The following is a 23646-nucleotide window of genomic DNA, read 5'->3' on the forward strand; positions in this document are numbered from 1 at the left end:
TGGGCTAACGGGTTCCAGCGGCGGCATCACGTGGGAGCCGGCTGCCGTAGCGGCGGCGAAACTTCTCCACCTGCCCGGCGGTGTCCACGATCCGTCGCCCGCCCGTCCAGAACGGGTGTGAATCCGAGGTGACTTCCACGACCACCAATGGATAGGTCGAGACCCCCTGCGGGGTCTGCCATTCGACGGTACGCGCGCTGGTGAGCGTGGAGCGGGTCAAAAACCTCGCACCGGTGTTGGCGTCCTGGAAGACGACAGGGTGGTAATCGGGATGAATGTCGGGCTTCATGGTCGATGTGGATCCTGCCTGTATCGGGTGGTGTCAGCGGCTTCGGCCAGTCCTTCTGCACACGGTTCTTCGTGCCAGTCGCCGAACGGATCGTCGAAGTGGACCCACTCGTGCGGAGACACAAATTCCTCATCGGTGAGCAGGGCGCCGTGCAGGGCGTCGAGAATGTCGGCGGGCTTTGCGCCGCAGACCAAAATGACCATCGCCGTGTGCCGGTCGCCGTAGACGTCGTCCCAACCCAATTCGGCGAACGCGCGTCGCTCCGTGTCGATGCCGTCGAGCTCCGGACCCGTCAGGGCGGCCAGCCACTTGCCCGCGGAACTGACCCGCAGACCGCCGCCGGCCGATTCCAGCCACATCGCCTGTTCGGGTTGGCTCGCCAACCAGAGCCGCCCCCGGGTTCTGATCACGCCGTCGAGTAGGAGATCCAGGCACGCATGCAGGCGCTGCGGATGGAAGGGGCGCCGGGCGTCGAATTCCACCAGGTTGATCGGGCCGCGGGACTCCAACGGCGGCTGCCCGGCCAGCAGCGGACCGTGCGGGTTGTCGCTGCGACCGCGGCGCGCGTCGCGGTAAAGATTGTTCAGCGCATCCTCGATGCCGTTGTCGCCCACCAGAACACGGGCGCGCGGGCACAGCCGGCGCAGCACGGCAGCCACGAACGGATTGGCGCGATTGAGCACGGCTACATCGGCGAATTCGGCCTGACCGATCACGACTTGGGCCTGGGTGCGCCCGTCGTCGAGTTCATCCTCACCCAGCGCCTGGTTCAGCCACGTCGTTGAGTCGATGGCGGTCACCACCGCGGCAATCGACACATCCAGGGCGGCGGGCCCGTCGACATATCCCGGCGCCACACGCACCCGAACGTGCTTGATGGCGAAGCAAATCGGTTCGGGTTCCAGCCAGGGCGCCAAATGCACCACGATCCGGTCAACGTCGTCGCGACGATGCAACTGCCGCAACAGGATCAACAGATCGTTGCGGATCGTGCACGACACGCAGCCGTGCGCTAGCTCGAGTCCGCTCTCGGCGCTCGTCAAGACGCCGTCCTGCAGCGTGACCGTCGTTCGGCGTACCACGTGGCCGTCGAAACGGTGCTCGACGACCACCGTTCCCGGGGTGCGCAACAGAGTACCCACGACTGTATCGGTGTCCTGCTGGCCGGCGACCAGGATGACGGGTGTCCGCATCACCCTCCTTGTTGATAATCATTTTCATCTAGATGACATTTACGGTACCGTGCCTGACAGGACTTGTCGAAAATGATTTTCAATAAGCTAGAGGAGGTGCACGGTGTCCGCCCATTGCCAGGTCACCGGCCGGCGACCCGGTTTCGGTAACGCGGTGTCGCATTCCCATCGCCGGACTTCTCGGCGTTGGTCACCCAACGTCCAGCTCAAGACGTATTACCTGGCCACGGAGGGCCGCCGGATTCGGCTGCGGGTCAGCGCCAAGGGCATCAAGGTCATCGACCGCGACGGCATCGAGGCCGTGGTGGCGCGATTGCGCCGCGAAGGGCAGCGAATCTAATGGCGCGCAACGAGATTCGCCCAATCGTCAAACTGCGGTCCACGGCCGGGACCGGCTACACCTACATCACCCGCAAGAACCGGCGCAACGACCCCGACCGGCTGGTGCTGCGCAAGTACGACCCGGTGATCCGCCGCCACGTCGACTTCCGAGAGGAGCGCTGAGCATGGCCAAGAAATCCAAAATCGTCAAGAACGACCGCCGTCGGGCGGTCGTGGCGCGCTACGCGAAACGCCGCGCCGAACTCAAACACGTCATCCGCTCCCCGTCGAGCACCGCAGGGCAAAGGGCCGCGGCGCAAACGGAATTGGCGTGCCAGCCGCGCGATGCCAGCGCGGTGCGGGTGCGCAATCGTGACGCCGTCGACGGGCGTCCACGCGGGCATTTGCGCAAGTTCGGGCTGTCGAGGGTGCGGGTCCGGGAGTTGGCTCATAACGGGCAGCTACCCGGGGTGCGGAAGGCGAGCTGGTAATGGCCAAGAAACCGCAACGGACTCGTCGTGCCACCCCCCTGGCCGTCAGGTCCAAGAAGAGGAACCTCCTCGGCGGCCTGGGACTGGACGCGGTCGACTACAAGGACACCGCCACTCTGCGAGTCTTCATCTCCGAGCGTGGGAAAATCCGGTCCCGTCAGGTCACCGGTCTAACCGTTCAACAACAGCGGCAGGTAGCGACGGCCATCAAGAACGCCCGCGAGATGGCGCTGCTTCCCTATCCGGGAGGGAACACGGCACGGTGACGTCTCCGCGTCGCGGCACCGATCGCCCGTTCACCGTCATCGTGTGCGCCGCATGCACGGCCGACCACCACGTGTCGGTCATCGACGAACTACGTCCCACCATCCGGCGCTGCCCACACTCCATGCTGGTGGAGGCTGCCTGCATGCTCGGGCCGCTCACCTGCGCCTCCCGCCCCACCGGATGCGGCGTGATGGCCGTGGTGCAGCCCTGCACGAGTGATCGGGCGGCGTGCGGGCCACCCCATTGGGTCGGCCTCATCGCCGACAGCGATGAGGCTGCCGCGCTGAGCGACTGGCTGGAGCGGGGGCAGTGGGAAAGCACGCCGGTTCCCAGATCGCTTGGCCGCCACCAGTTTTGGGCGCGCGGTCGAAGGAATTGACGAAGGGTCGTCAGTGCGGATAGGCGTAGGGGTTGGGCGGCGCGTCGATCCGCGTGACGACGGTCGCCTGCAGCGTCGGAATCGCATCCGAGTTCGCTTGCCGCGCAGCGGGTGTGACCTGGCCCTGGACCCTCAGCCAGGTATTGTCCGGTAGCCCGGCGGCGCCCCCGGCGGCCGGGCCACGAAGATGGATGCGGGCCAACTGCGCATCGGCGGCACAACAGATGATGACGACCCGACCAAGATCCACACCCTGTGCCTCGTTGAGCACAAAACCCGTCATGGTGATAGTTCGATTCGTCAATGACCCGGTGATGTCATGCGCCTCGCGCATCAACACCTCCGGTAGCGAAACTTCCGGGGCTTGGCCCGGCGGCAGCGGCGGAAATGACCTATTGAGAACATCATTGGATACCGACGTCACCGACGGAGCTGCAGCCGAGGGCCGAAGCGCCGGCGGCGACACGAACATCAAGACCAGGATGGGAACGACGAGCAACCAGACGATGCCGGTCCGATGGGAGTGCTCGTGGCCGTGATCTTCGGTCAGATCGCTCGTACGGGGGCCGCCCCGGCGTATATCGCCGATGATCGCCAAGAGCGCCAGGCCGATCAGCACCACCGCAGATGCGGCCAGCCACGGCAGCAATCCCGGCTTGACGTAGCGGGTGAACACGCCGGACACGGTGATCATGACGATGCTGATGCCCATCAAGAGCAACACGGTGTTCTCGGTTTCACGGCTCATTTATCCACCACCCAGGATGAATAGCCCCACCACACAAGCACTCACGGTTGCCACGAGGAACGTGCAGGGTGCGAAGCGCGCCGCGAACGACCGGCCGAACATCCCCGCCTGCATGGCGAACAGCTTCACATCGACGGCCGGCCCGACGACCAGGAAGACCAACCGGGGCAGCAGCGGCACCATCGTCATACTGGCCGCAACGAACGCGTCGGCCTCCGAACACAATGCCAAAACGACCGCCAGGACAGCCATCAGCGCGACCCCGAGGATGAGGTCGGTCGCCAAGTGCGCGAACACCCACTGCGGCACCACCACATGAAGCAACGCCGCGGCGGCGGCGCCCACCACCAAATACGATGCGGCTTGCAGGAAGTCGTGACGGGCCGCCTCGGTGAAAACCACCCAACGTGATTCGCTCTGTGTTCCCGCGGCGGGTAACCGGCGGGTGATCCATTCCGGGCGGCCCCACCGCGACCATGCCCATCCCATGACGACCGCGGTCAGCAACGAGGCGGCCAGGCGGGCGAACACCATTCGGGGCGCACCCGGAAACGCCACCGCGGTGGCCACCAGGACGACCGGGTTGATCGCCGGTGCGGCCAGCATGAATGTCAATGCCGCGGCTCCGCTGGCACCTCCGTCGCCGAACAATCGTCGCGCCAGCGGAACCGACCCACATTCACACCCCGGCAGCGCCGCCCCGCCGATGCCGGCCGCGACCACGGCCACCGCGGGCCGCCGCGGCAACCAGCGCGCCAAGCGCTCCGGCGACACAAACACGGCGATCAGTCCGCTGACGGCCACCCCGAGCACCAGAAACGGCACCGCCTGCACGAACACCCCGCAGAACACCGTGCCCACCGTCGACAGCGCGGCACTGTTGAAGACCGCGTTGCGTAGGGTCGTCGCGGCCGCCGCGCAGGCCAGCAGGAGGGCCACAAGTACTTCCATCGAGCCCGGCCGCAGCCTGAGCCCGGACTTCAGCGTCGCCACCGTCTCAGTATGTCAGCGGGCCCGCAGACCGAGGCCCCGGACAAGCCGGGGCGGCCCGCCTACCCAGGGCTGCCGTCCCGGCCTTCGCCGTCCTGCGTCCCCTGGTTGGCGTCGTCGGCATCCCAGGTGCCCGGCATCATCGGCATCGTGGGACCGCCGCCGAACTCGTCACCGGCCAGCGTGGCCAGGCCGCTTGCGGTAGGGGCCACTGCGCTGCGCGCCGTGCCGGCGAAGCCCGCCGGACCGGCTCCGGAGGCCGACGCCAGCGTTTCGGCGCTGCGCGGCACACTCCAGTCGGGGTCGACCTCGACGTTCATGTCCATGAACTCATCGCCATACCCGCGCTGCCCTTTCCGCTGCCGCTGCCGCCGACGCGCCCCGGCCGCCTCCCGCGCCGCGGCGGCGGCCGCCGCTGCGGCCGCATCCGGCTCGGGTGCTTTTCTTTTGGCGCTGGAGCTGGCGCTGGCACTCATGCCCGAGCTGAGCCCAACGCCGGGCCCTATCAGGTAGGGAGGGGTGAAGCCCGGTGGGGCGGCGGCTGGGGGCGGCGCCCCGGCCGGGGCGGAACTGACGACGGTGCTCGCCGTCGGAGTGGGTGCCGGTGCGGGCGCCGTGGCGGGGGCGGCTGCCGGCGCGGCAATGGGGGTTGTTGTGGGCGTCGGTGCCACAGCGGGCGGCGCAGGCGCGGCCGGGGCCGGGGGTGCCGGAACGACCGCGGGCTGAGGCATGGCGGCCAGCGCGCCCAGCGCCCCCAATCCGCCGGCGGCGCCCAGGGGGGCGACCGCCAAAAGGGCCGGAACCAGCAGCAACTGCGGCGCGCTGGATAGCCAGCTGGCAATCTGGGCCAGATGAGTGGGCCAGTCCGACGTCTGAAGGGCGACCATGTACGCAGCAGCCAATGCCGGATTCTGCTGCAGGTAGGCGCCGTACTGTTCGAAATCCTCGAGAAGTTCCAGCGCTCGCACAACCCAATACATCAGTTGACCCGGGTTCGTATAGGCGTCGTAGGGCAGTCCATTGACGGTCCCCTGGCCGGGATTCCAATTGATGCCGAAGAGCCGCAGGATCTGCGCAATGAAGTCGTTCAGCGGGTTGTCGACCGTGGGGTCGGGGAAGTCGTTCGTGAAGTCGGTCCCAGAGTTGTTGTTAGCGGACGAGTCAGAGGCTTTCATAATCGGCGGTGGCGGGTCGGCCGGCGGTGTCGCCGCGACCGCGGCGGTGGAGACCGCCTGATAGGTCGTCATCGTCGTGGCGGCCTGGGTCCACATCCGGGCGTAGTCAGCCTCATTGACCGCAATCGGAATCGTGTTGACTCCAAAGAAGTTGGTTGCCACCAAAGCTCCGTGCACAACGTGGTTAGTGGCCAGCTCAGGTAGGGTCGGCATGGCCGCCAACGCGGCTGTGTAGGAGGCGGCGGCGATCTCATGTTGAGCGGCCACTGCCGCACTGTCAGCGCTCGACTTCGTCAGCCACGCCAAGTACGGGACATGTGCGGCCACATACGACTCCGAACTCGGCCCTTCCCATGCGCCTGCCTGCACCGCGGCCAGCAATGTACTCAATTGCTCTGCGGCAGAAGCATATTCGGTACTCAACTCCGACCATGTACTAGCGGCCGCAAGCAGCGACGCGGGGCCCGGACCGCTGGAGAGCAACGCGGAATGCACCTCCGGGGGCGAGGCCATCCAAATCCGCGCCGTCATCGCCCGCCGGCTCCGACCAGATACGACGCCGCCGCGATCGCGGCACCGGTCGTGTAAACGACGGTTAGTCCTTCGAGTACGACGCGCAGGCTCATGACCGGCAACTCCTCGGGCTGGAGGACTGAGTGGGACTGCCGTGAGCTTAATGAATATGATTGTCGTTTTCAACCGAGGGCGGCGCTGCGCCCGAAGCGCTACACCAGTGGACGGCCCTTCTTGATCCTGCGGTCCAGGTCGTGCAGCAAGACGTTGAAGGGGAACTGCCGGATGAACCGCGGTAGATACCGGTTCACCGTGGCCAACACGGCGATCAACCGGTCGAAGCGGCGCTGCTTGGTCGCGTCCCAGGGCAGCCGCATCTCGTCGCGGAATCGCTGCGGCAGGAAGCCCGTGGTGATCAGCAGCGCGAAGTTATCGGAGAGGCGCTGCAGCGGGCGCGGCAGTGTCACGCCCCGAATCCGGTTGGCGGCAATGGGAAACAGGTACTCGCGCACGGCGTCGTCGATGTGCACCTTGGCCAGCGACTCTTCCCAGTAGCGGTCGAACGCCGCGCGGTCGGCCGGCCACATCTTCGGCGGCACCTGCAGGGTGGTGGCCAGCGTAATGCCCTCGCGGTAGTGACGGTCGGCGTCCTCGCCGTCGAGTTCGCCGATGAACATGCGGTAGATGTCGAGCCCGCCCTTGTACAGGCAGGCCCCGACCCACAGCTGCAGCGCCGGATCGAAAGCGTTGTAGGACACCGGACTTTCCGGGGTCGAATAGACCTGTGCGTGAGCGCGGTTCACCGCGCGGCGGAAGGCGTCCTTCTGGGCGTCGCTGCCGTTGGTCGCGACGGCCAGATAGGTGAAGGTGGTGCGGGCACGCTTGATCGGGTGCAGGTCGACCCGGCCGCTTTCGACGCGGCTCTCCATCACGCCGTATCCGACGCCGGGCTGGGCCAGTTGCATGATCACGTTCGCCGGACCAGCCAGCAATGCGACGCCCATCAAACCCTCGTCGATCCCCAGCGCCCGTCGCCGCCGGCGCCGCTGCGGGCGGGGCGGGTCGGTGGCTCGGCGCTCGACGTGCCCATTGGGCTGGTGCACCGGCTCGTGAATTGCCATCGTCAGGTCCTCCCGCAGCGCTCCTCCGCTAATGTGCGAACGCTTGTTTCCTGATATTGTCGCGCCAGGGCGTTAGTGTCAAGATGGTTGCCATGAGCGAGACGTCCGGCGCGCGGCCGTACCGCGGTGTCGAGGCCGCCGAGCGCCTGGCCACCCGCCGTAACCGGTTGCTGGCCACCGGCCTGGACCTGCTGGGGGCGGAACAGCAGAGCATCTCGGCGGTCACCGTCCGCGGGGTGTGCCGAGCCGCCGGCCTCGCCGCCCGGTACTTCTACGAGAGCTTCGCCGACAAGGACGAGTTCGTCGGGTGCGTATTCGACTGGGTGGTCGCCGAACTGGCGGCCACCACCCAGGCAGCAGTGGCCGCGGTGCCGGCCGGCGAGCAAACCCGCGCGGGCATGGCCAACATCGTGCGGACCATCACCGAAAGACCCCACGTGGGGCGCCTGCTGTTCAGCACGCACCTCGCCGATCCGGTCATCGTGCGCAAACGCGCCGAGTCCAGCGCACTGTTCGCCATGCTGTCTGGCCAGCACGTCGGCCACGCGTTACATGTACCGGCGAACGAACGCATCAAGGCCGCCGCGCATTTCGTGGTCGGTGGCGTCGGGCAGACCATCAGCGCCTGGCTGGCCGGTCACGTCCAACTCGAACCGGACCAGCTCGTCGATCAGCTGGCGGCGCTGCTCGACGAGCTCGCCGAACCAAACCTGTACCGCCTCACCGAAACACGCGCGGACGCCTAGCGCCCCACCAGGGGCTCACACCGGGCTGACCGTGCGCCAGTCCGTCGTGGCGGTGAGCGAGAAATCGCTCAATGTTTTCGAAATATGTTGTCTCAAGCCAGCATCCGAGTTGTCCCCGCCCGGATCGTAGGCGAGAACCGAGACGAAGACCTGTCCGTGCGCCCGTCCCGACAACAACGCCAGCACCCCGTTGGTGCGCTGCATCGTTGCGCTGGTCACACCCGGGTACAGCGACTTCATCGCGAAGTAGTCGGCGTCGCTGCCGTCCGGCCGGTTGGCGGCCGGGTCGAGTGCACCGAGGTTGGACGACACGACGGCGGTGGCGCTGCCGGTGGCCACGCTGATCAGCCGCCGGAAGATGCGCTTGGGTATCAGCGGAATTAGCGGCAGCAACGCCCACCGCTCGTCAGGCACATCCTGATGGCGAACCAGCGCTCGCTTGATTGCGGCGCGGATCTCGCGTAGGTCCATCGCATGCGCGGGCTCGATCGTGATGTCGACATTCGTGACGGCGTTCGCGCGAGTGTCGCCCGGCGTGCGCTCGTTGACCGGCATTCCCACGTTGACCGAACCGTCGGCGCCGACCCGCCCGACTCGCTGGGCGAGGCGGGCCGCCATGCCCGCCAGCAACGCGTTGCTGCTCCCTCCGAGCGCGTTGGCGCGCGCGTCCCACTCGTCGGCGTCGATGAAGAGCGTCGCGGCGGGAAGCGTGACGGTCCGGTCGGCAAACGGAGCGGGCCGCTTTGCGGGCGACGGTGCTACGCCTCCGCTATCTGGGCGGCCGGCCCGGACCAAGCGCGCGGCCGCGGCCACCGCGCGACCGATATCGGGTGTGTCGCGGGCGGTTTGGCGTGCGTCCTCGCGCAGCGCCCGCCACCACCGCCGGGACGCCGCGGCGGGCCAGTGCTCCGCCGTGGCGCGTCCGGACGCCGCATCCGCCACCGCCTCGCAGAGTCCGACGCCGTCGCTGAGGCAATGGGTGATGACCAAGCTGACCGCCGCCCCGCCGTCGGTGAACGGGAGCACCGCGAGGTGCCATCCGGGGCCATGCTCGGCATCCGGCCGCGTACCGGCCTGCTCGTCGCACCAGTCGTCGATTTCCTCCCGCGGACGCGGCGTAGCGACGATCTCGAGGCCGGGTTGCTCGCCGGGCGAGACCCAGCGGTGCCGGCCGAACGGCAAGGGGGACCGCTCGATCCGGCGGGCCAACCTCCCCCTGCCCAGGTGGTCATGGAACCTCTTCAGGCCGTCGATGTCGACGGGTCTGTCGTACACCCAGATGCATTGCACCACGCTGGTGGTGCCGGTCGCCCGCTCCCCCAGAAACAGGGTCTGGTCGGCCAGATCCAGCACATTGCTCATGCCTAGGCCGCCTCGGTGTCGTCTTCGTCGGCGAAGTCCCGCTGCTCGCCCGAATCCCCCTGGGATGCGGCGACATCCGGGTCCGCCGATGCGGTTTTGGCGACGTGCGCGCACACTTCGGCCAAGGTCGCGATGTAGCGATGCACCGACTCGCGGGCTATCTCGTTGTCCGGGAACGAGATTGTCACCGTGGTCTTTTCGGCATGCCGGTTGATCCACATGTTGATGCCACCGGCGGACAGGTTGTCACCGTAGGTACCGAAATTCGTCTCAGCCCACAGTCCAGCGAGGGGGATCTTGCGAAAGTCTAGGAAGGACAGCATCATTGGCAGCTGAGTCGGCAGCTTGATCCCCAGGTCATCCGGGGTCGCCAGCTCCAAGACCCGCTCGAACGGGACATCGGCAAGACCCCTCGCGGCGTCGAAGGACTTCTGGGCCGCACGGGCCGCCTCGCCGAACGAGACACCGCCGGTCGGCACGGTGACCGGTATCAGGCTGGCAAACCAGCCGACGGTCATCGTGTCGACGCCCGCCCTCCGGGTGTCCTTGGCCGTGAACCCGTGATAGGTCTGATTGCCGGTCAATTCGTGGTCGGCCAGCGCCGTGGCGGCCAGGACTCCCCCGATGAACCGGGCGCCGGCCGCGCGGCAGGCGGCGTCGAAAGATTCGGTCGCGTCCGCGTCCAGCAAGTCCCGCGTTATCAAGTCGCCCTTGCTGCTCGCCCAGGTATCCCCCAGCGGCAGTGGGAAATTCGGCCAATTGCCGTCGGTGTCGCGGCCGAATGCGATCCAGCCCTTGATCTCGGGCGACGACAGATCCAGCGTCGCAGCCTTCTCGCGCTGTCGCGCGGCGTAATCGCAATAGCTCCTGACCTCGGGGAGTTGAGGCTGGTGCTGACGTGCGCCCTGCGACAGTTCCAGGTAAGTCAGGTGGATGTCGACGAAGATCAGCCCTGCGGACAAGCCGTCGATGTGCAGATGGTCGACACTGGCATAGAAGGTGAAGTAGTCGGCATGTTGGACGACGCCAAATGTGAAGCAACCCCATTCGAGAGTTTCCGGGGTGGTCGTCAGTACGTGCGTGCGCACCTGGTCGGCGCTCATCTGGCCGAACGGCACCGGAACCATATCGATGTCGGCGGGGTCGTCGATCGTGCGGCGCACGATTTGGCCGTCCTCGAATTCAAACCAATTGTGGTAGGTGTCCTGGCGGCGGACGTGTGCATTGATGGTTGCTGTCATCGCTGGAATGTCACATACGCCGGGGATATCCCACGCCACAACCATCAGGCGGGGTAGCTGCCTGCTCATCGCTTTGCCGATGTGGGCTGCCCAAAGATGTTGATTCTGCTGGTAACTCGGAGCCAGCTCAGAGCGGCGCGCGGTGCGGGCCGCGTCGTGCGACGCGGGCGCGGGCGTCCACATCGTGAGTGGACCGTTCGGTGGTTGCCATTCGATGATGTTGCCGAGTGCGACCATTTGCTTAAGTCGTCCCTCCCGTAGTGCCGACACTTGTCGCGCAGCAAGGGAACAGCGAAGAGGTCGGTGACCGTTCGCGCAGCATGAATCCCATTTATCGGGAATTGTCACGACGTGCCTCGGCATGCGGACTGACGTTGCCGTCTTGCTTGCGGCCCCCTGCGTCGCGGAAATTGACGCTAGTCGAATTAAGTCACAAACGTAGCCCCATTGTGATCATCGTCACATTCGCGGCCACCAAACGGCACTACCGTGTGTTTGCCGATTGGACGTCCGCGGACCCCCGACGTCGGGAAGGCGTGGAATGCATGAGTTGCCGCGAATTGATCATCGACGCCGTCCAGCTAGCCGCATCGACTACTACCTCTCACTGCAACACGTTCCAATACCTAGCGGCTCACACTCTGCTGAACGTGCGCCAGCCCGTGGTGGCGGTCAGCGAGAAATCGAGTTTCGGCGACCCAACTGATAACCGAGGTCCGACACGAAGACCTGGCCGTGCACCCGTCCCGACAACAACGCCAGCGCGCCGTTGGTGCGGTGCATCGTCGCGCTGATCACGCCCGGGTACACCGACTTCATCGCGAAGTAGTCGGCGTCGCTGCCGTCCGGCCGGTTCACCGCCGGGTCGAGTGCACCGAGGTTGGACGACACGACGGTGGTGGCGCCGCCGGTGACCACGCTGATCAGTCGCCGGAACAGCCGCTTGGGGATCAGCGGAACCAGCGGCAGCAACGCCCTCCGCTCGTCGGGCACGTCCTGATGGCGGATCAGCGCGTTCTTGATTGCAGCAGGCTGGTGGCTCCCGTCGCCCGCTCGCCGAGAAAGAGCGTCTGGTCGGCCAGGTCCAGCACGTTGCTCATCTTTATGCAGCTTCGTTGTCGTCCGCGTCCGGCTCGAGCGGAGAGGGAGCTTCCGAATTCGCCTGAGGTACAACCACAACCGGATCATCCGCGGTGGGCGTGGCGACACGCACGAACGCCTGAGTCAGCGTCGCGATGTAGCGCAGCACCGAGTCGCGTGCGATTGCGTTGTCCGGGAAGGACATCGTCACCGTGGTGTTCTCGGCCTGACGGTTGATCCACATGTTGATCCCGCCGTGGGAAAGGCTGTCGCCGTAGGTGCCGAACTTCGTCTCCGCCCACAACCCGTTGAGGGGAATCTTGCGGAAGTCGAGGAAGGACAGCATCATCGGCAGCTGCGTGGGCAGCTTGATGCCCAGTTCTTCCGGTGTGGCCAATTCCAGGACCCGCTCGACCGGGATGTCGGCGAGGCGCTGGGCGCCGTCGAACGACTTCTGCGCTGCCCGGGCCGCCTGGGCGAACGTCTCGCCGGCCGTCGGCACGGTGATCGGGATCAGGCTGGCGAACCACCCCACGGTCATCGTGTCGACACCGGCGGTCCGGGTGTCCTTGGCCGTGAAGCCGTGATAGGTGTCCTTGCCGGTCAATTCGTGCTCGGCAAAACCTGCGCACGCCAGAACTCCACCGATGAACCGGGCGCCGGCGGCGACGCACGCGGCATCGAAGGCCTCGGTCTCGGCGGCGTCCATCAGTTCGACGGTGAGCAGATCGCCCTTGGTGCTCGCCCAGATATCGCCCAGCGGCAGTGGGAAACTCGGCCAGTCGCCGTCGGTGTCACGGGCGAATGCGATCCAGTCCTTGATCTCGGGCGACGACAGGTCCAGCGTCGCGGCCTTGTCGCGCTGCCGCACAACGTAGGCGCGATAGCTCCGCACCTCGGGCAGCGCGGCGGTGCGGCACCCGCTCTGCGCCAGTTCCTGATACATCAGGTGGATGTCGAGGAAGATCAGGGCGGCGGACAGGCCGTCGATGTGCAGGTGGTCGACACTGGCATAGAACGTGAAATAGTCGGCGTGCTGGATGATTCCGTAGGTGAAGCAGCCCCATTCCAGGGTCTCCGGAGTAGTGGTCAGGACGTGGGTGCGCACCTGGTCCGGGGTCATCTCGCCGAGCGCCACCGGGACGAAGTCGATGTCGTCGGGGTTCTCGATTTCGCGGCGCACGAAGATTCCGTTGTCGAATTCGAACCAACAGTGATACGTGTCCTGGCGGCGCACATGGGCATTGATCGTCGCGGTCATCGCCTCGACGTCGCAGGTTCCGGGAATGTCCCACGCCACGATCATCAGCCGGGGCAGCTGGCGGTTGAGGTTCTTGCCGTGATAGCAGCCCCAGAGGTGTTGGTTCTGTTGATAACTCGGAACCAGCTCACTTCGCCGCGCGGCGCGCGCCGCTTCAAGCGCCGTAGTCGTGGCCATCCACATGGTAACCGGGCCGTGGGGCGGTTGCCATTCGTTGATGTTTCCGAGTGCGACCATTCGTCGAGTCCTTGTGCTGTGAGATATCGACATCTGTTGCGCGGTCTGGGAGGTGGTGAAAGTGCAATGAGCGCTTGGCTTCTGACGCATCTCGTGTTGGTTTCGCGCGTGAAATTTCGCGACGTAATTTTGGCCTATGTTGGGCCGAACTACCGCGTCGCTAACACCCCCTATGTCGCTGCTGTGGACGCTAGTTGACGGCGACGAAGATTTCGCCGTTTTACGAAGACTCGCATTCTCCCGCGCGATTGTCTGCGCGGCGGTAGCCTTTTTCGCTTACCGGTCGCATGATCGACCCGGCGAGTGGCGCATGCGTACCAAAAAGTATCCAGCGACGCACGATTTGTCGCCGAATCGCCTGTCCGCGTCTAGAACTCGGGATAGCATGGTTCGGCCCGTGCGCAGGGCCGCCGGCATGGCCTCGAACGCGGGCGGCGCGAGCCAAACCTGCCCGGCATCACGGGAACAGCGGCAGATGCCACAGTCGCATGCCGGGATGCAGCAGCCACAACCGCAGCATGGTCAGCCGCAAGATGCGGACCGCACTGGTGATCATGAAGATCCCCAGCGGCACCTCGATCAGCAGCGCCGTGATCACCGACAGCCAGATGTCCTTGGGTCCGGCGGTCATCAGGTCGAACCACGCGTCGCAGATCATTAGGACCCCGGTGGTGAAGGCGGCGAGCACCAGCAACTGACGACGCAGGTACCCGAGCACCGCGGTCGTCAGCATGAACCCGACCAGCAGCACGTCGAAGCCGATCCAGGTGATGGGCCAGTTGTGTGCGACGTAGTTCTCCGGCAGCGTCACCGACAGATACCCCAGCCACGGGACCATCGCCATGGAGCCACCGATCATCAGGCTCAGCCGGATGCGCCGCACCCGCGCCAGGAACTCCGGGTCGATGACGTCACCCAGCGGCTGCTCCAGCCGGGTGATCAGTTGCCGCCGTTGCTCGGGCGTCAGCGCCGCGATCTGCGCGTCGGTCAGAATGCCGTCGGTCATGAAAACATCCTCCGGCTCGGCCCGGTCGAATCAGTGGGCGGCGCCCACCGGGGGCCGCCGGTCCGCCGCGGTCCTGGGCACCGCCTGGGCGTCGCCGCTTTCGAATTCCTTGACCCAGCAAGCAAATTCAAGAGTGATGCCGTCGGGATCCTGGAAATAGAACGAGCGCACGTAGACGCCGGGATGCACGGTCGCGGACACCTGCATGGGGCTTTCGTCGTGGTTGAGCACCGGCCCGACCCGCACCCCCTTGTCCTTGAGGAGCTGGCGGTAGGCGTCGAACTTCTCGGCCGGCACGTGGAAGGCGAGATGGTTCATCGTGCTGACGGCGCTGGTGATGTCGCCGATGCCCGGGATGGCGCCCGGCGACGAGATCCCCGGCACCCGGTCGGGGGCGTCGGCGAACCAGAAAAAGGCGACGCAGTCGCCGTTGCCGGCGTCGAAGAAGAAGTGCTGGCCGGCTCCGCCGGGTAGGTCCAGCGATTTGATCAGCGGCATACCGAGGATGTTGCTGTAGAAGTCCACGGTTTTCGCCATGTCCGAACACACCAGTGCGACATGGTTGATCCCGCCGAGTTCGAATTCCGTGTTGGTGTTGTGCGGCTTGATCATCTGGTGGCTCCCCTCGGTCCCCGGCTTGACGATCCTGGCCAAGATCCGAATCTGAATCTAACATCAGTTTCAGTTTTGGCCCAGGGAGGTGCGCAGGTGTCGACCGCGGCGTCCCCTGCCGGCCGGGCCGGCCCGCCCGCCGGACTTCCCACCGTTCGCGGCAGGCGCACGCAGGCCGCCATCGACATGGCCGCCCGGACTGTCATCGCGCGCAAGGGCGTCCTCGCCGCGACCATCGCCGACATCGCCGCGGAAGCCGGACGTTCGGCGGCATCCTTCTACAACTACTACGACTCCAAGGAGGCGATGGTGCGCCAGTGGGCGCTGCGCTTCCGCGACGAGGCCAACGAGCGCGCGCTGGCGGTGACCGAACACGGTTTGTCCGATCGGGAGCGGGCCCATGCCGCGGCCGCCGCGCACTGGCACACCTACCGCCACCGGCTCGCTGAGGTGATCAGCGTGTCGCAGCTGGCGATGATCAACGACGATTTCGCCCAATACTGGGCCGAGATCTGTGAGATACCGATCTCTTTCATCACCGAGTCGGTCCGGCGCGCCCAGGCCGAAGGCCACTGCCGCGGCGACGATCCCCGGCTGATCGCCGAGGCCATCGTGGCGATGTTCAACCAGTTCTGCTACATCCAGCTCGGTCGGCCACGCGCAGCGGAACCCGACGATCAGGCCTGCATCCAGACCCTGGCCAACATCTACTACCGGACCATCTATACGTAAGGGGGAACGCTGAATTGACGCGTCGTACCGGTGCCGGAGTGATCCGCGAATTCATCGGGCTGCCGTCGCCCACCGCGGGGCGCGCGGGCGCGGGCGGGCACCCGTGCCAGGGGCTGTATCACCGGGGGGTGGGACGCAAACCCAAAGTGGCGATGATCGCCACGCACTATCAGATCGACTTCTCCGAGCACTATCTCGCCGACTACATGGCAACGCGCGGCGTCGGTTTTCTGGGCTGGAACACCAGGTTCCGCGGCTTCGAAAGCAGCTTTCTGCTCGACCACGCGCTGGTCGACATCGGCGTCGGGGTGCGCTGGCTGCGCGAGGTCCAGGGCGTGGATACCGTCGTGCTGTTGGGCAATTCGGGTGGCGGCTCGTTGATGGCCGCCTACCAGTCGCAGGCGGTCGAGCCGAACGTGACTCCGCTGGACGGGATGCGCCCGGCCGCCGGGCTGACCGAATTGCCGCCGGCCGACGGCTACGTGGCCACCGCCGCCCATCCCGGGCGCCCCGAGGTCCTCACCGCCTGGATGGACGCCGCCGTCGTCGACGAGAACGACCCCGTGGCCACCGACGCCGACCTCGACCTGTTCAACGAGCGCAACGGCCCGCCCTACTCGCCGGAGTTCCTCGCCCGCTACCGCAGCGCGCAGACCGCGCGCAACAACGCGATCACCGACTGGGCCGAAACCGAGCTCAAACGCGTTCGCGCGGCGGGGTTTTCCGATCGCCCGTTCAGCGTGATGCGGACCTGGGCCGATCCCCGCATGGTCGACCCCGGCATCGAGCCCACCAAGCGGCAAGCCAACATGTGCTACGCGGGCGTCCCGGTCAAGGCGAACCGCTCGGCCCACGGGATCGCGGCGGCCTGCACGCTGCGCAACTGGCTGAGCATGTGGAGCCTGCGGATGGCCCAAACCCGCGCCGAACCGCACCTGGCCCGGATCAGCTGTCCCGCCTTGGTGATCAACGCCGAGGCCGACACCGGGGTGTTTCCCTCTGACGCCCAACGCATTTTCGACGCGCTCGCCGGCACCGACAAGACGCAGGGCTCGGTGGACACCGACCACTACTTCACCACTCCGGGGGCGCGCGGCGAGCAGGCCGACATGATCACCCAGTGGATCGGCCAACGGTGGCGCTGAAAATCCTTGTCCATATCGTCCCGGGCGCCTGCGACGGACGGCCACTGGCCCGTGTCGTCAACCAACCGACTGGTTGTTAGCTTGGAAGGTACTGGGCCGAAACGGCGACCTGCAGCAACGGAAGGCGACCAATGCCGATCGCAATAAATCCCGAGCATCAAGACCTGGCCGATTCCGTGCGGTCACTGGTGGCGCGAGTCGCGCCGTCCGAGACGCTGCATGCGGCCATGGAGACGCCCGTAGACAACCCTCCGCCGTACTGGCAGGCGGCAGCCGACCAGGGACTGCACGGTGTCCATCTCGCCGAATCCGTCGGCGGTCAGGGCTTCGGCATCCTCGAGTTGGCCATCGTGCTGGCCGAATTCGGTTACGGGGCGGTGCCGGGGCCGTTCGTGCCGTCGGCGATCGCCAGTGCCCTGATCTCCGCGCACGACCCGGACGCAAAAGTGCTCTCCGAACTGGCGTCGGGCGCCGAAATCGCCTCCTACGGCCTGAATTGCCGTGCGCTGACCGCAACCCGGCAGGGCGATTCGCTCGTGATCCGCGGCGAGGTTCGGGCGGTCCCCGCCGCGGCGCAGGCCACGCTGCTGGTGTTGCCGGTCGCGATCGACAGCGGTGAGGCGTGGGTGGTGCTGCGCGCCGACCAGCTCGAGATCGAGCCGGTGAAGAGCCTGGACCCGCTGCGCCCCATCGCCGATGTGCGGGCCAACGCCGTCGAGGTCGGCGAGGACGTCGTGCTGACGAACCTGAGCATGGCCACGGCGCACGCGGTGATGACCACGCTGTTGTCCGCCGAAGCCATCGGTGTGGCGCGCTGGGCGACCGACACGGCCTCGCACTACGCCAAGATCCGTGAGCAGTTCGGCCGCCCGATCGGCCAGTTCCAGGCCATCAAGCACAAGTGCGCCGAGATGATCGCTGACACCGAGCGGGCCACCGCGGCCGTGTGGGATGCCGCCCGCGCGATCGACGAGGCCCGCGAAAACGGTTGGGACACAGCCGGTTCACACGTCGACTTCGCGGCCGCCGTCGCGGCGACGCTGGCGCCGGCGGCCGCCCAGCGTTGCGCCCAGGATTGCATTCAGGTGCACGGCGGGATCGGCTTCACCTGGGAGCACGACACCAACGTCTACTACCGCCGGGCGCTGATGCTGGCCGCCTCATTCGGCCGCAGTTCGGACTACCCCCAAAAGGTCGTCGACACCGCCACCACCACCGGCATGCGGGCTGTGGACATCGACCTCGACCCCGACACCGAGAAGCTGCGGGCGGAGATCCGGGCCGAGGTTGCCGCGCTCAAAGAGATCGAGCGGGAGCAGCGCAAGGTCGCCATCGCCGAGGGCGGTTGGGTCCTGCCCTATCTCCCGAAGCCGTGGGGCCGGGGCGCCGGCCCGGTGGAGCAGATCATCATCGCCCAGGAATTCGCCTCCGGGCGGGTCAAGCGGCCGCAGACCGGAATCGCGACGTGGATCGTCCCGTCGATCGTGGCGTTCGGGACCGAGGAGCAAAAGCAGCGGTTCCTGCCGCCGACCTTCCGCGGCGAGATGATCTGGTGCCAGCTGTTTTCCGAGCCGGGCGCCGGATCGGATCTGGCCGGCCTCACCACCAAGGCCACCCGGACCGACGGTGGCTGGCGCATCACCGGCCAGAAGATCTGGACCACCGCCGCGCAGTTCTCGCAGTGGGGGGCGCTGTTGGCCCGGACGGATCCCAGCGCCCCGAAACACGCCGGGATCACTTATTTCCTGTTGGACATGAAGAGCGAGGGCGTCGACGTCAAGCCGCTGCGCGAGCTCACCGGCAACGCGATGTTCAACACTGTCTACATCGACGACGTGTTCGTGCCCGACGCGTGCGTGCTCGGTGAGGTCAACCGGGGCTGGGAGGTCAGCCGCAACACCCTGACCGCCGAGCGGGTGTCGATCGGCAGCAGCGAGGCGAACTTTCTGGCCACGCTGGCGCAGTTCGTCGAGTTCGTTCGTGATGGGCACTTCGATCAGATCGCCCAGCATCGGGCGGGTCAATTGATCGCCGAGGGCCACGCAGCCAAGGTGCTCAACCTGCGCTCGACGCTGTTGACGCTGGCCGGTGGGGACGCCATGCCGTCAGCGGCCATCTCCAAGTTGCTGTCCATGCGTACCGGCCAGGGTTACGCCGAATTCGCGGTCTCGTCGTTCGGCACCGACGCCGCTATCGGCGACCCAGACCAGCTACCCGGTAAATGGGGCGAATACCTGTTGGCCAGCCGTGCCACCACCATTTACGGCGGCACCTCCGAGGTGCAGTTGAACATCATCGCCGAGCGGCTGCTGGGCCTGCCCCGCGACCCGTAGAGCGTCGCGAAAAGGGCCCCGAACAGGGCCATGCCGACCTGACTAGGTCAGGTCGGCATGGGTCCCCCCATAACGCGGTCGGCCATCCCGGGGGTTGGCGTGTCGGCGATGGCCCTACCGCGCGGAGATGGTGATCACCACCACCAGTTCCACCAGTGCTGGGGGCCCCAGTAGCCACCGCCACGGCCCCAGTTGCCGTGCCCCCAATTGCCATTTCCCCGACCATCATGGCCGCCCCATCCACGACCGCCGGGGCGATCGGGGATGAAGCCCGGTCCGCTGTGCGGCCCAGCACTGGCGAAACTCGTGGTGGCTGCGGGCGCAGGAGCGGCCTGGGCCGTGGGGGCGCTGCCGAAAAGCAGCGCGCCGGCCACAACCCCGGCACCTAGGACACCTGCGGCCCCGCCGGATAATGATCGCCCGAGGATCATCGAAGTTTTCCTTTCCAACCCCTTGCCACCGTTAGCAATAACGTTAGTTGGACATTTCTGGGCAAACAAGGGCAATTCGCTATTTGTCCATTGTGAATTGGCTAACAACGGTGTTGAATCCGACGAATAATCGGCGGCATTGCTAATGCGTATTTGCGCAATTCATTTCCCTTGCAGATACTGACACGAAGGCCCCAACCCGCTATTAGACGAGTAAATCGGCCATCTACTGATGTACTGTGCTACGGAGCGCGTACCTACTGAAGTCAGGCTTTCCGCATTAACGACTATTCTGACTTCCGGACTTTTCGTGAAAAATAAGCCAACGCATTGCATGTACCCGGAGGAAGGATTCCGAGCAAACAGCTACTTTTTATCTTTTGACGACACGATCTGCGGGGCGGGCCGCCGCGTCGCCACGCATCTGCGTTCCCGCCCGTGGGGTGGCCGGCCGGGAGGTGGGCGGGCCCGGCGACGCGACTTACGCTGGCGTCGGTGACAGAATCAGTATTGACACAACGGCACCGAGCGCTGATTTACTGATTGGCACTCACGGAGGAAGAACCGAAGTGAACTTCAACAGCAGCCACAGCGGACACAGCGCCGGAGCCTTTCGCGCCCCCAACTCGGCCCCCGGGCCTTCCGGAGACGCCGCCCCCACCGAGCGGCTCACCAGCCTCGGCCAGCAGGGTGCCCCGCGGATCGCCAGCCCGCCGGCGGCCGGCCCACAGGGACGCACGCAGCGGACACGCCGAACCGTCGACCTGTCGGCGGCCACTCACCGGGCCCTCGACATCTGGCAGCGCGAGGCCGCCGACCGGCTGGGAGTCGCCCGGGTGACCGGGCAAGAGGTCCTCACCGCGCTCATCGACCAACTGCTGGTCGACCCCAAGCTGACGGCGCAGATCACCCGAGCCATCAAAGACCGCCGCTGACCCCGCCCATCAGGGGGCTCGCCGGCCCGAATGGGCTAGTCGACGTCCATTTCGCGCAACTCGCGCTTGAGGATCTTGCCCGTGGGGTTGCGCGGCAGCTCGTCGAGGAAAACGACCTCACGCGGCACCTTGTACTTGGCCAACTGATCCTTCACGTGCTTCTTGAGGGTGTCCTCGTCGAGGTCGGCGCCGTCCTTCTTGACCACGAAGGCGCGCAGGCGGTGACCCCACTCCTTGTCTTCGACACCGATCGCCGTGGCCTCCACCACGTCGGGATGTCCGCTTAGGCAGTCCTCGACTTCCGCGGGGAAGACGTTCTCGCCGCCGGAGACGATCATCTCGTCGTCGCGGCCGCTGATGAAGAGCAGATTGTGCTCGTCGAAGTAGCCGACGTCGCCCGAGGACAACAGTCCGTCGATGATCTGCTTCTTGCCGCCGCCGGTGTAACCCTCGAACGGGAAAGCGTTTCCGACGAAGATGCGACCGACTTCGCCCTGCGGCAACTCCTTGCCATTTTCGTCGTAGATCTTGACCTTGACGCCTTTGACCACCGGTCCCGCCGTCGACGGGTTGTGCTTGAGGTGCTTGGGTTCGGCGATCGTGGCGAAGGCGATCTCCGTCGAGCCGTACATGTTGTAAATAACGTCGCCAAGCTCCTTGAGACCCCTCTCGGCCACATCGGCGTTCAACGCGGAGCCGGAGACGAACACGATTCGCAGGCAAGACAAATCGGGCTTCTCATCCATCTTTTCCAGGGCTTCCAGCATCCGGGACAACATCACCGGGACGACGACGATTGCGGTCGTCTTGTACTTCGCGATGTCCGTCAACACCACGTCGGGCTTGAACTTTCGGTGCAGCACCAACGTCGAGCCCAGGAACGCTCCTATGGTGGCGTGCAGAAATCCCAGCGCATGGAACATCGGCGCGGGAAGCGCCGTCACCTCGCCGGCCTTGAACGGGACATGCGACAGGATGCCGCCGATCGGTGCGAGGGTCGGCGGGGTGCTGCGGTTCGCACCCTTCGGCGTGCCGGTGGTGCCGCTGGTCAGGATGATGATCGACGAATGCTTACCCGCCTTGGGTGCGGGCTTGCCGCTGCTGCGTTCCATCAGGTCGGCGAGTGTCTCGTCTTTGCTGCCCGACTTCTTATCCGAGTCGGGGTTGGTGCCCAGCGCCCGCAGCTTGCCCAGTGGCGGGTCGGCCTTGCTGACGTCCTCGCAATATTCGTCGTCGTAGATGATCAGTTTGGCGTCCTCGCGCTCAGACACCTCTTTGATCTGCGGCCCGGAGAACGAGCTGTTCAACAGGATGATGCGAGCACCGACTCGGGCGCACCCGAACTCGGCGATGGAAAACCAGCGGCTGTTGCGGGCCAGGATCGCGACACCGTCGCCGCCTTTGACGCCCTTGTCCAGCAGGGCGTGGGCAACCGCGTTGGCGGCGTCGTCGAGTTCCTTCCAGGTCAACTCGCCGTCATCGTCGATGATGGCCACTTTGTCCGGGGTGCGCCGGGCGTGCATGGCCGGAAGCATGCCGATCTCGCCCCATTTGCGGATGTCGCTCACCATCGCGGCAAGGTTCTGGGGAGGCTCCAGCGGAAAGCCTCCGGCTTCGAGAATTTTGCGGACATAGTGCAGCTCGGCTAAGCCGCGCTCCGCATACTGCTGAACCTTGGAAACCGCCTGCCCGGGCAGGCCGATCAGATTAGGCATGGATCCACCCTATGTGACGTCCGTCGCATTACCAGGGGTTAGTACCCATCCACTTACGATGATGAACATGGGTCCGGTTTCGCTGGAAGTGGCCGGGCGCGAGGTCACCATCACCCATCCCGACAAGGTCGTATTCGAAGCGCACCGCGGCTCGGGTCCGTACACCAAGCTCGACCTGGTCCGCTATTACCTGTCCGTCGCCGACGGGGCGCTGCGCGGCGTTGCGGGCCGACCGATGATCCTGAAGCGATTCGTCAAGGGCATCGCCGAGGAAGCCGTCTTCCAGAAACGCGCGCCCGCCAAGCGGCCGGACTATGTCGACGTTGCCGAACTGCATTACGCGCGAGGCACTTCCGCCGCCGAGGCGGTGATCCATGACGCCGCGGGCCTGGCCTGGGCGGTCAACCTGGGCTGCGTCGACCTGAACCCGCATCCGGTGCTGGCCGACGACCTCGATCACCCCGACGAGTTGCGGGTCGACCTCGATCCGATGCCCGGGGTCTCCTGGCGGGGCATCGTGGACGTCGCGCTGGTTGCGCGCGAGGTGCTCGAGGACTACGGCCTGACGGCGTGGCCGAAGACGTCGGGATCGCGCGGCTTTCACATCTACGCCCGCATCGCGCCGCGCTGGGAGTTCCGCCAGGTGCGGCTGGCCGCGCAGACCGTGGCCCGCGAGGTCGAGCGGCGGGTGCCCGAGGCGGCGACCAGCCGCTGGTGGAAGGAAGAGCGCGAGGGGGTGTTCGTCGACTTCAACCAGAACGCGAAGGACCGCACCGTCGCATCGGCGTACTCCGTGCGTGCGACCCCCGATGCCCGGGTCTCGACGCCGCTGCACTGGGACGAGGTCGCCGGCTGCGACCCCGGGGTGTTCACCATCGACACCGTGCCCGCCCGATTTGCCGAGATCGGTGACCCCTGGGCGGGAATGGACGACGCCGTCGGCGAGCTCGACCGGCTGCTGGTGCTGGCCGAGGAGATGGGTCCACCCGAACGTGCGCCGAAAGGGTCGGGCAAGCGCGGCAAGGGCACCAGTGGCAGGCGGCAGTCCAAGATGCCGCTGATCGAGATCGCCCGCACCAAGACCAAGGACGAGGCGTTGGCCGCGCTGGACGTCTGGCGCGACCGCTATCCCGCGGTGGCCCGCCGGCTGGAGCCGGTCGACGTCCTGGTCGACGGGATGCGCGGGCCCAGTTCGATCTGGTACCGGATCAGGATCAACCTGCAGCACGTTCCCGAAGACCAGCGGCCACCCCAGGAAGAGCTGATCGCCGACTACAGCCCCTGGGAGGGTTACGGCGGGAAGCAGAAGCCGTCGAGCTGACC

23 protein-coding genes and 1 pseudogene are annotated in these 23646 nt (G+C 66.2%); 11 read left to right on the top strand and 13 right to left on the bottom strand.

What is annotated here, in order from left to right:
• Window positions 1-4: 4 nt before the first annotated feature.
• Both MTY59_RS05555 and mrf read right to left on the bottom strand, forming a co-directional pair.
• Window positions 5-289: a type B 50S ribosomal protein L31 gene (locus tag MTY59_RS05555; protein WP_221044790.1), complete on the bottom strand. Its 285-nt coding sequence runs from the start codon at window positions 287-289 to the stop codon at window positions 5-7.
• The gene (mrf, locus tag MTY59_RS05560; protein WP_221044791.1) at window positions 286-1482 is read right to left on the bottom strand and encodes a ribosome hibernation factor-recruiting GTPase MRF; all 1197 of its coding nucleotides are present in this window, start codon (window positions 1480-1482) and stop codon (window positions 286-288) included. The genes MTY59_RS05555 and mrf overlap by 4 nt, the downstream gene beginning before the upstream one ends.
• Before the next feature lie 103 nt (window positions 1483-1585).
• Here mrf and rpmB point away from each other — a divergent pair, with 103 nt between their 5' ends.
• The 5 genes from rpmB to MTY59_RS05585 are packed head-to-tail and all read left to right on the top strand — an operon-like array spanning window position 1586 to window position 2940.
• Window positions 1586-1822, top strand: coding sequence for a 50S ribosomal protein L28 (gene rpmB, locus MTY59_RS05565; protein ID WP_221044792.1), 237 nt, complete (start codon window positions 1586-1588; stop codon window positions 1820-1822).
• Window positions 1822-1986, top strand: coding sequence for a 50S ribosomal protein L33 (gene rpmG, locus MTY59_RS05570; protein ID WP_068275540.1), 165 nt, complete (start codon window positions 1822-1824; stop codon window positions 1984-1986). Before rpmB ends, rpmG begins: the two co-directional genes overlap by 1 nt.
• 2 nt (window positions 1987-1988) lie before the next feature.
• On the top strand, window positions 1989-2294 hold the full coding sequence (gene rpsN, locus MTY59_RS05575; RefSeq protein ID WP_221044793.1) for a 30S ribosomal protein S14: 306 nt from the start codon (window positions 1989-1991) through the stop codon (window positions 2292-2294).
• Window positions 2294-2560 carry a 30S ribosomal protein S18 gene (rpsR, locus tag MTY59_RS05580; protein WP_221044794.1) on the top strand — a complete coding sequence of 89 codons (267 nt, stop codon included), beginning with the start codon at window positions 2294-2296 and terminating at the stop codon, window positions 2558-2560. Before rpsN ends, rpsR begins: the two co-directional genes overlap by 1 nt.
• Complete coding sequence (locus tag MTY59_RS05585) at window positions 2557-2940, top strand: hypothetical protein (RefSeq protein ID WP_221044795.1); 384 nt, start codon at window positions 2557-2559, stop codon at window positions 2938-2940. The genes rpsR and MTY59_RS05585 overlap by 4 nt, the downstream gene beginning before the upstream one ends.
• Before the next feature lie 10 nt (window positions 2941-2950).
• On the opposite strand, the gene MTY59_RS05590 is transcribed toward MTY59_RS05585, so the two are convergent.
• From MTY59_RS05590 to MTY59_RS05605, 4 genes are all read right to left on the bottom strand, one after another.
• On the bottom strand, window positions 2951-3688 hold the full coding sequence (locus tag MTY59_RS05590) for a TIGR03943 family putative permease subunit (protein WP_221044796.1): 738 nt from the start codon (window positions 3686-3688) through the stop codon (window positions 2951-2953).
• The gene (locus MTY59_RS05595) at window positions 3689-4681 is read right to left on the bottom strand and encodes a permease (protein WP_221044797.1); all 993 of its coding nucleotides are present in this window, start codon (window positions 4679-4681) and stop codon (window positions 3689-3691) included.
• Window positions 4682-4740: 59 nt separating this feature from the next.
• A complete protein-coding gene (locus MTY59_RS05600) occupies window positions 4741-6384 on the bottom strand; it encodes a PPE family protein (protein WP_221044798.1) in 1644 nt (547 codons plus the stop codon).
• Window positions 6385-6578: 194 nt separating this feature from the next.
• Window positions 6579-7487 carry an oxygenase MpaB family protein gene (locus tag MTY59_RS05605; RefSeq protein WP_221044799.1) on the bottom strand — a complete coding sequence of 303 codons (909 nt, stop codon included), beginning with the start codon at window positions 7485-7487 and terminating at the stop codon, window positions 6579-6581.
• An 83-nt stretch (window positions 7488-7570) separates the two neighbouring features.
• Here MTY59_RS05605 and MTY59_RS05610 point away from each other — a divergent pair, with 83 nt between their 5' ends.
• Window positions 7571-8233, top strand: a complete 663-nt coding sequence (locus tag MTY59_RS05610; protein WP_221044800.1) for a TetR/AcrR family transcriptional regulator — start codon at window positions 7571-7573, stop codon at window positions 8231-8233.
• A 15-nt stretch (window positions 8234-8248) separates the two neighbouring features.
• Here the strand turns inward: MTY59_RS05610 and MTY59_RS05615 are convergent, their stop codons facing one another.
• The 6 genes and pseudogenes from MTY59_RS05615 to MTY59_RS05640 form a co-directional block, all read right to left on the bottom strand.
• On the bottom strand, window positions 8249-9595 hold the full coding sequence (locus MTY59_RS05615; RefSeq protein WP_221044801.1) for a WS/DGAT/MGAT family O-acyltransferase: 1347 nt from the start codon (window positions 9593-9595) through the stop codon (window positions 8249-8251).
• 2 nt (window positions 9596-9597) lie between these two features.
• Complete coding sequence (locus MTY59_RS05620) at window positions 9598-11073, bottom strand: condensation domain-containing protein (RefSeq protein WP_221044802.1); 1476 nt, start codon at window positions 11071-11073, stop codon at window positions 9598-9600.
• 397 nt (window positions 11074-11470) lie between these two features.
• Window positions 11471-11865, bottom strand: a pseudogene (locus MTY59_RS05625) (hypothetical protein); the annotation flags it as partial.
• A gap of 73 nt (window positions 11866-11938) precedes the next feature.
• Complete coding sequence (locus tag MTY59_RS05630) at window positions 11939-13414, bottom strand: condensation domain-containing protein (protein ID WP_221044803.1); 1476 nt, start codon at window positions 13412-13414, stop codon at window positions 11939-11941.
• A gap of 457 nt (window positions 13415-13871) precedes the next feature.
• Window positions 13872-14420 (bottom strand): hypothetical protein, encoded by a 549-nt coding sequence (locus MTY59_RS05635; protein ID WP_221044804.1) that lies wholly within the window; start codon window positions 14418-14420, stop codon window positions 13872-13874.
• Window positions 14421-14450: 30 nt separating this feature from the next.
• Window positions 14451-15032 carry a VOC family protein gene (locus tag MTY59_RS05640; RefSeq protein ID WP_221046270.1) on the bottom strand — a complete coding sequence of 194 codons (582 nt, stop codon included), beginning with the start codon at window positions 15030-15032 and terminating at the stop codon, window positions 14451-14453.
• A 186-nt stretch (window positions 15033-15218) separates the two neighbouring features.
• Between MTY59_RS05640 and MTY59_RS05645 the strand changes: the two genes are divergently transcribed.
• The 4 genes from MTY59_RS05645 to MTY59_RS05660 all read left to right on the top strand — a co-directional run bounded on the left by MTY59_RS05645 (window position 15219) and on the right by MTY59_RS05660 (window position 20608).
• Entirely contained in the window at window positions 15219-15764 is a 546-nt protein-coding gene (locus MTY59_RS05645) for a TetR/AcrR family transcriptional regulator (RefSeq protein ID WP_221046271.1), read from the top strand.
• Window positions 15765-15778: 14 nt separating this feature from the next.
• Window positions 15779-16909, top strand: coding sequence for an alpha/beta hydrolase (locus tag MTY59_RS05650; RefSeq protein ID WP_221044805.1), 1131 nt, complete (start codon window positions 15779-15781; stop codon window positions 16907-16909).
• A 131-nt stretch (window positions 16910-17040) separates the two neighbouring features.
• Entirely contained in the window at window positions 17041-19242 is a 2202-nt protein-coding gene (locus tag MTY59_RS05655; RefSeq protein WP_221044806.1) for an acyl-CoA dehydrogenase family protein, read from the top strand.
• Window positions 19243-20242: 1000 nt separating this feature from the next.
• The gene (locus tag MTY59_RS05660; RefSeq protein WP_221044807.1) at window positions 20243-20608 is read left to right on the top strand and encodes an ATPase; all 366 of its coding nucleotides are present in this window, start codon (window positions 20243-20245) and stop codon (window positions 20606-20608) included.
• A gap of 35 nt (window positions 20609-20643) precedes the next feature.
• On the opposite strand, the gene fadD2 is transcribed toward MTY59_RS05660, so the two are convergent.
• On the bottom strand, window positions 20644-22323 hold the full coding sequence (fadD2, locus tag MTY59_RS05665) for a long-chain-fatty-acid--CoA ligase FadD2 (RefSeq protein WP_221044808.1): 1680 nt from the start codon (window positions 22321-22323) through the stop codon (window positions 20644-20646).
• Window positions 22324-22381: 58 nt separating this feature from the next.
• Between fadD2 and MTY59_RS05670 the strand changes: the two genes are divergently transcribed.
• A complete protein-coding gene (locus MTY59_RS05670; RefSeq protein ID WP_415823281.1) occupies window positions 22382-23644 on the top strand; it encodes a DNA polymerase domain-containing protein in 1263 nt (420 codons plus the stop codon).
• Window positions 23645-23646: the final 2 nt, after the last annotated feature.

This window comes from Mycobacterium senriense (assembly GCF_019668465.1).
Classification (GTDB): Bacteria; Actinomycetota; Actinomycetes; order Mycobacteriales; family Mycobacteriaceae; genus Mycobacterium; species Mycobacterium senriense.

Coding starts and splice junctions, on each gene's coding strand:
- MTY59_RS05590 (WP_221044796.1), bottom strand. CDS start 3,688: ATGAGCCGTGAAACCGAGAACACCGTGTTGCTCTTGATGGGCATCAGC.
- MTY59_RS05670 (WP_415823281.1), top strand. CDS start 22,382: ATGATGAACATGGGTCCGGTTTCGCTGGAAGTGGCCGGGCGCGAGGTC.
- fadD2 (WP_221044808.1), bottom strand. CDS start 22,323: ATGCCTAATCTGATCGGCCTGCCCGGGCAGGCGGTTTCCAAGGTTCAG.
- rpsN (WP_221044793.1), top strand. CDS start 1,989: ATGGCCAAGAAATCCAAAATCGTCAAGAACGACCGCCGTCGGGCGGTC.
- MTY59_RS05635 (WP_221044804.1), bottom strand. CDS start 14,420: ATGACCGACGGCATTCTGACCGACGCGCAGATCGCGGCGCTGACGCCC.
- MTY59_RS05640 (WP_221046270.1), bottom strand. CDS start 15,032: ATGATCAAGCCGCACAACACCAACACGGAATTCGAACTCGGCGGGATC.
- MTY59_RS05645 (WP_221046271.1), top strand. CDS start 15,219: ATGGCCGCCCGGACTGTCATCGCGCGCAAGGGCGTCCTCGCCGCGACC.
- MTY59_RS05610 (WP_221044800.1), top strand. CDS start 7,571: ATGGTTGCCATGAGCGAGACGTCCGGCGCGCGGCCGTACCGCGGTGTC.
- MTY59_RS05620 (WP_221044802.1), bottom strand. CDS start 11,073: ATGGTCGCACTCGGCAACATCATCGAATGGCAACCACCGAACGGTCCA.
- MTY59_RS05600 (WP_221044798.1), bottom strand. CDS start 6,384: ATGACGGCGCGGATTTGGATGGCCTCGCCCCCGGAGGTGCATTCCGCG.
- MTY59_RS05630 (WP_221044803.1), bottom strand. CDS start 13,414: ATGGTCGCACTCGGAAACATCAACGAATGGCAACCGCCCCACGGCCCG.
- MTY59_RS05605 (WP_221044799.1), bottom strand. CDS start 7,487: ATGGCAATTCACGAGCCGGTGCACCAGCCCAATGGGCACGTCGAGCGC.
- rpmG (WP_068275540.1), top strand. CDS start 1,822: ATGGCGCGCAACGAGATTCGCCCAATCGTCAAACTGCGGTCCACGGCC.
- rpsR (WP_221044794.1), top strand. CDS start 2,294: ATGGCCAAGAAACCGCAACGGACTCGTCGTGCCACCCCCCTGGCCGTC.
- mrf (WP_221044791.1), bottom strand. CDS start 1,482: ATGCGGACACCCGTCATCCTGGTCGCCGGCCAGCAGGACACCGATACA.
- MTY59_RS05555 (WP_221044790.1), bottom strand. CDS start 289: ATGAAGCCCGACATTCATCCCGATTACCACCCTGTCGTCTTCCAGGAC.
- MTY59_RS05615 (WP_221044801.1), bottom strand. CDS start 9,595: ATGAGCAATGTGCTGGATCTGGCCGACCAGACCCTGTTTCTGGGGGAG.
- MTY59_RS05655 (WP_221044806.1), top strand. CDS start 17,041: ATGCCGATCGCAATAAATCCCGAGCATCAAGACCTGGCCGATTCCGTG.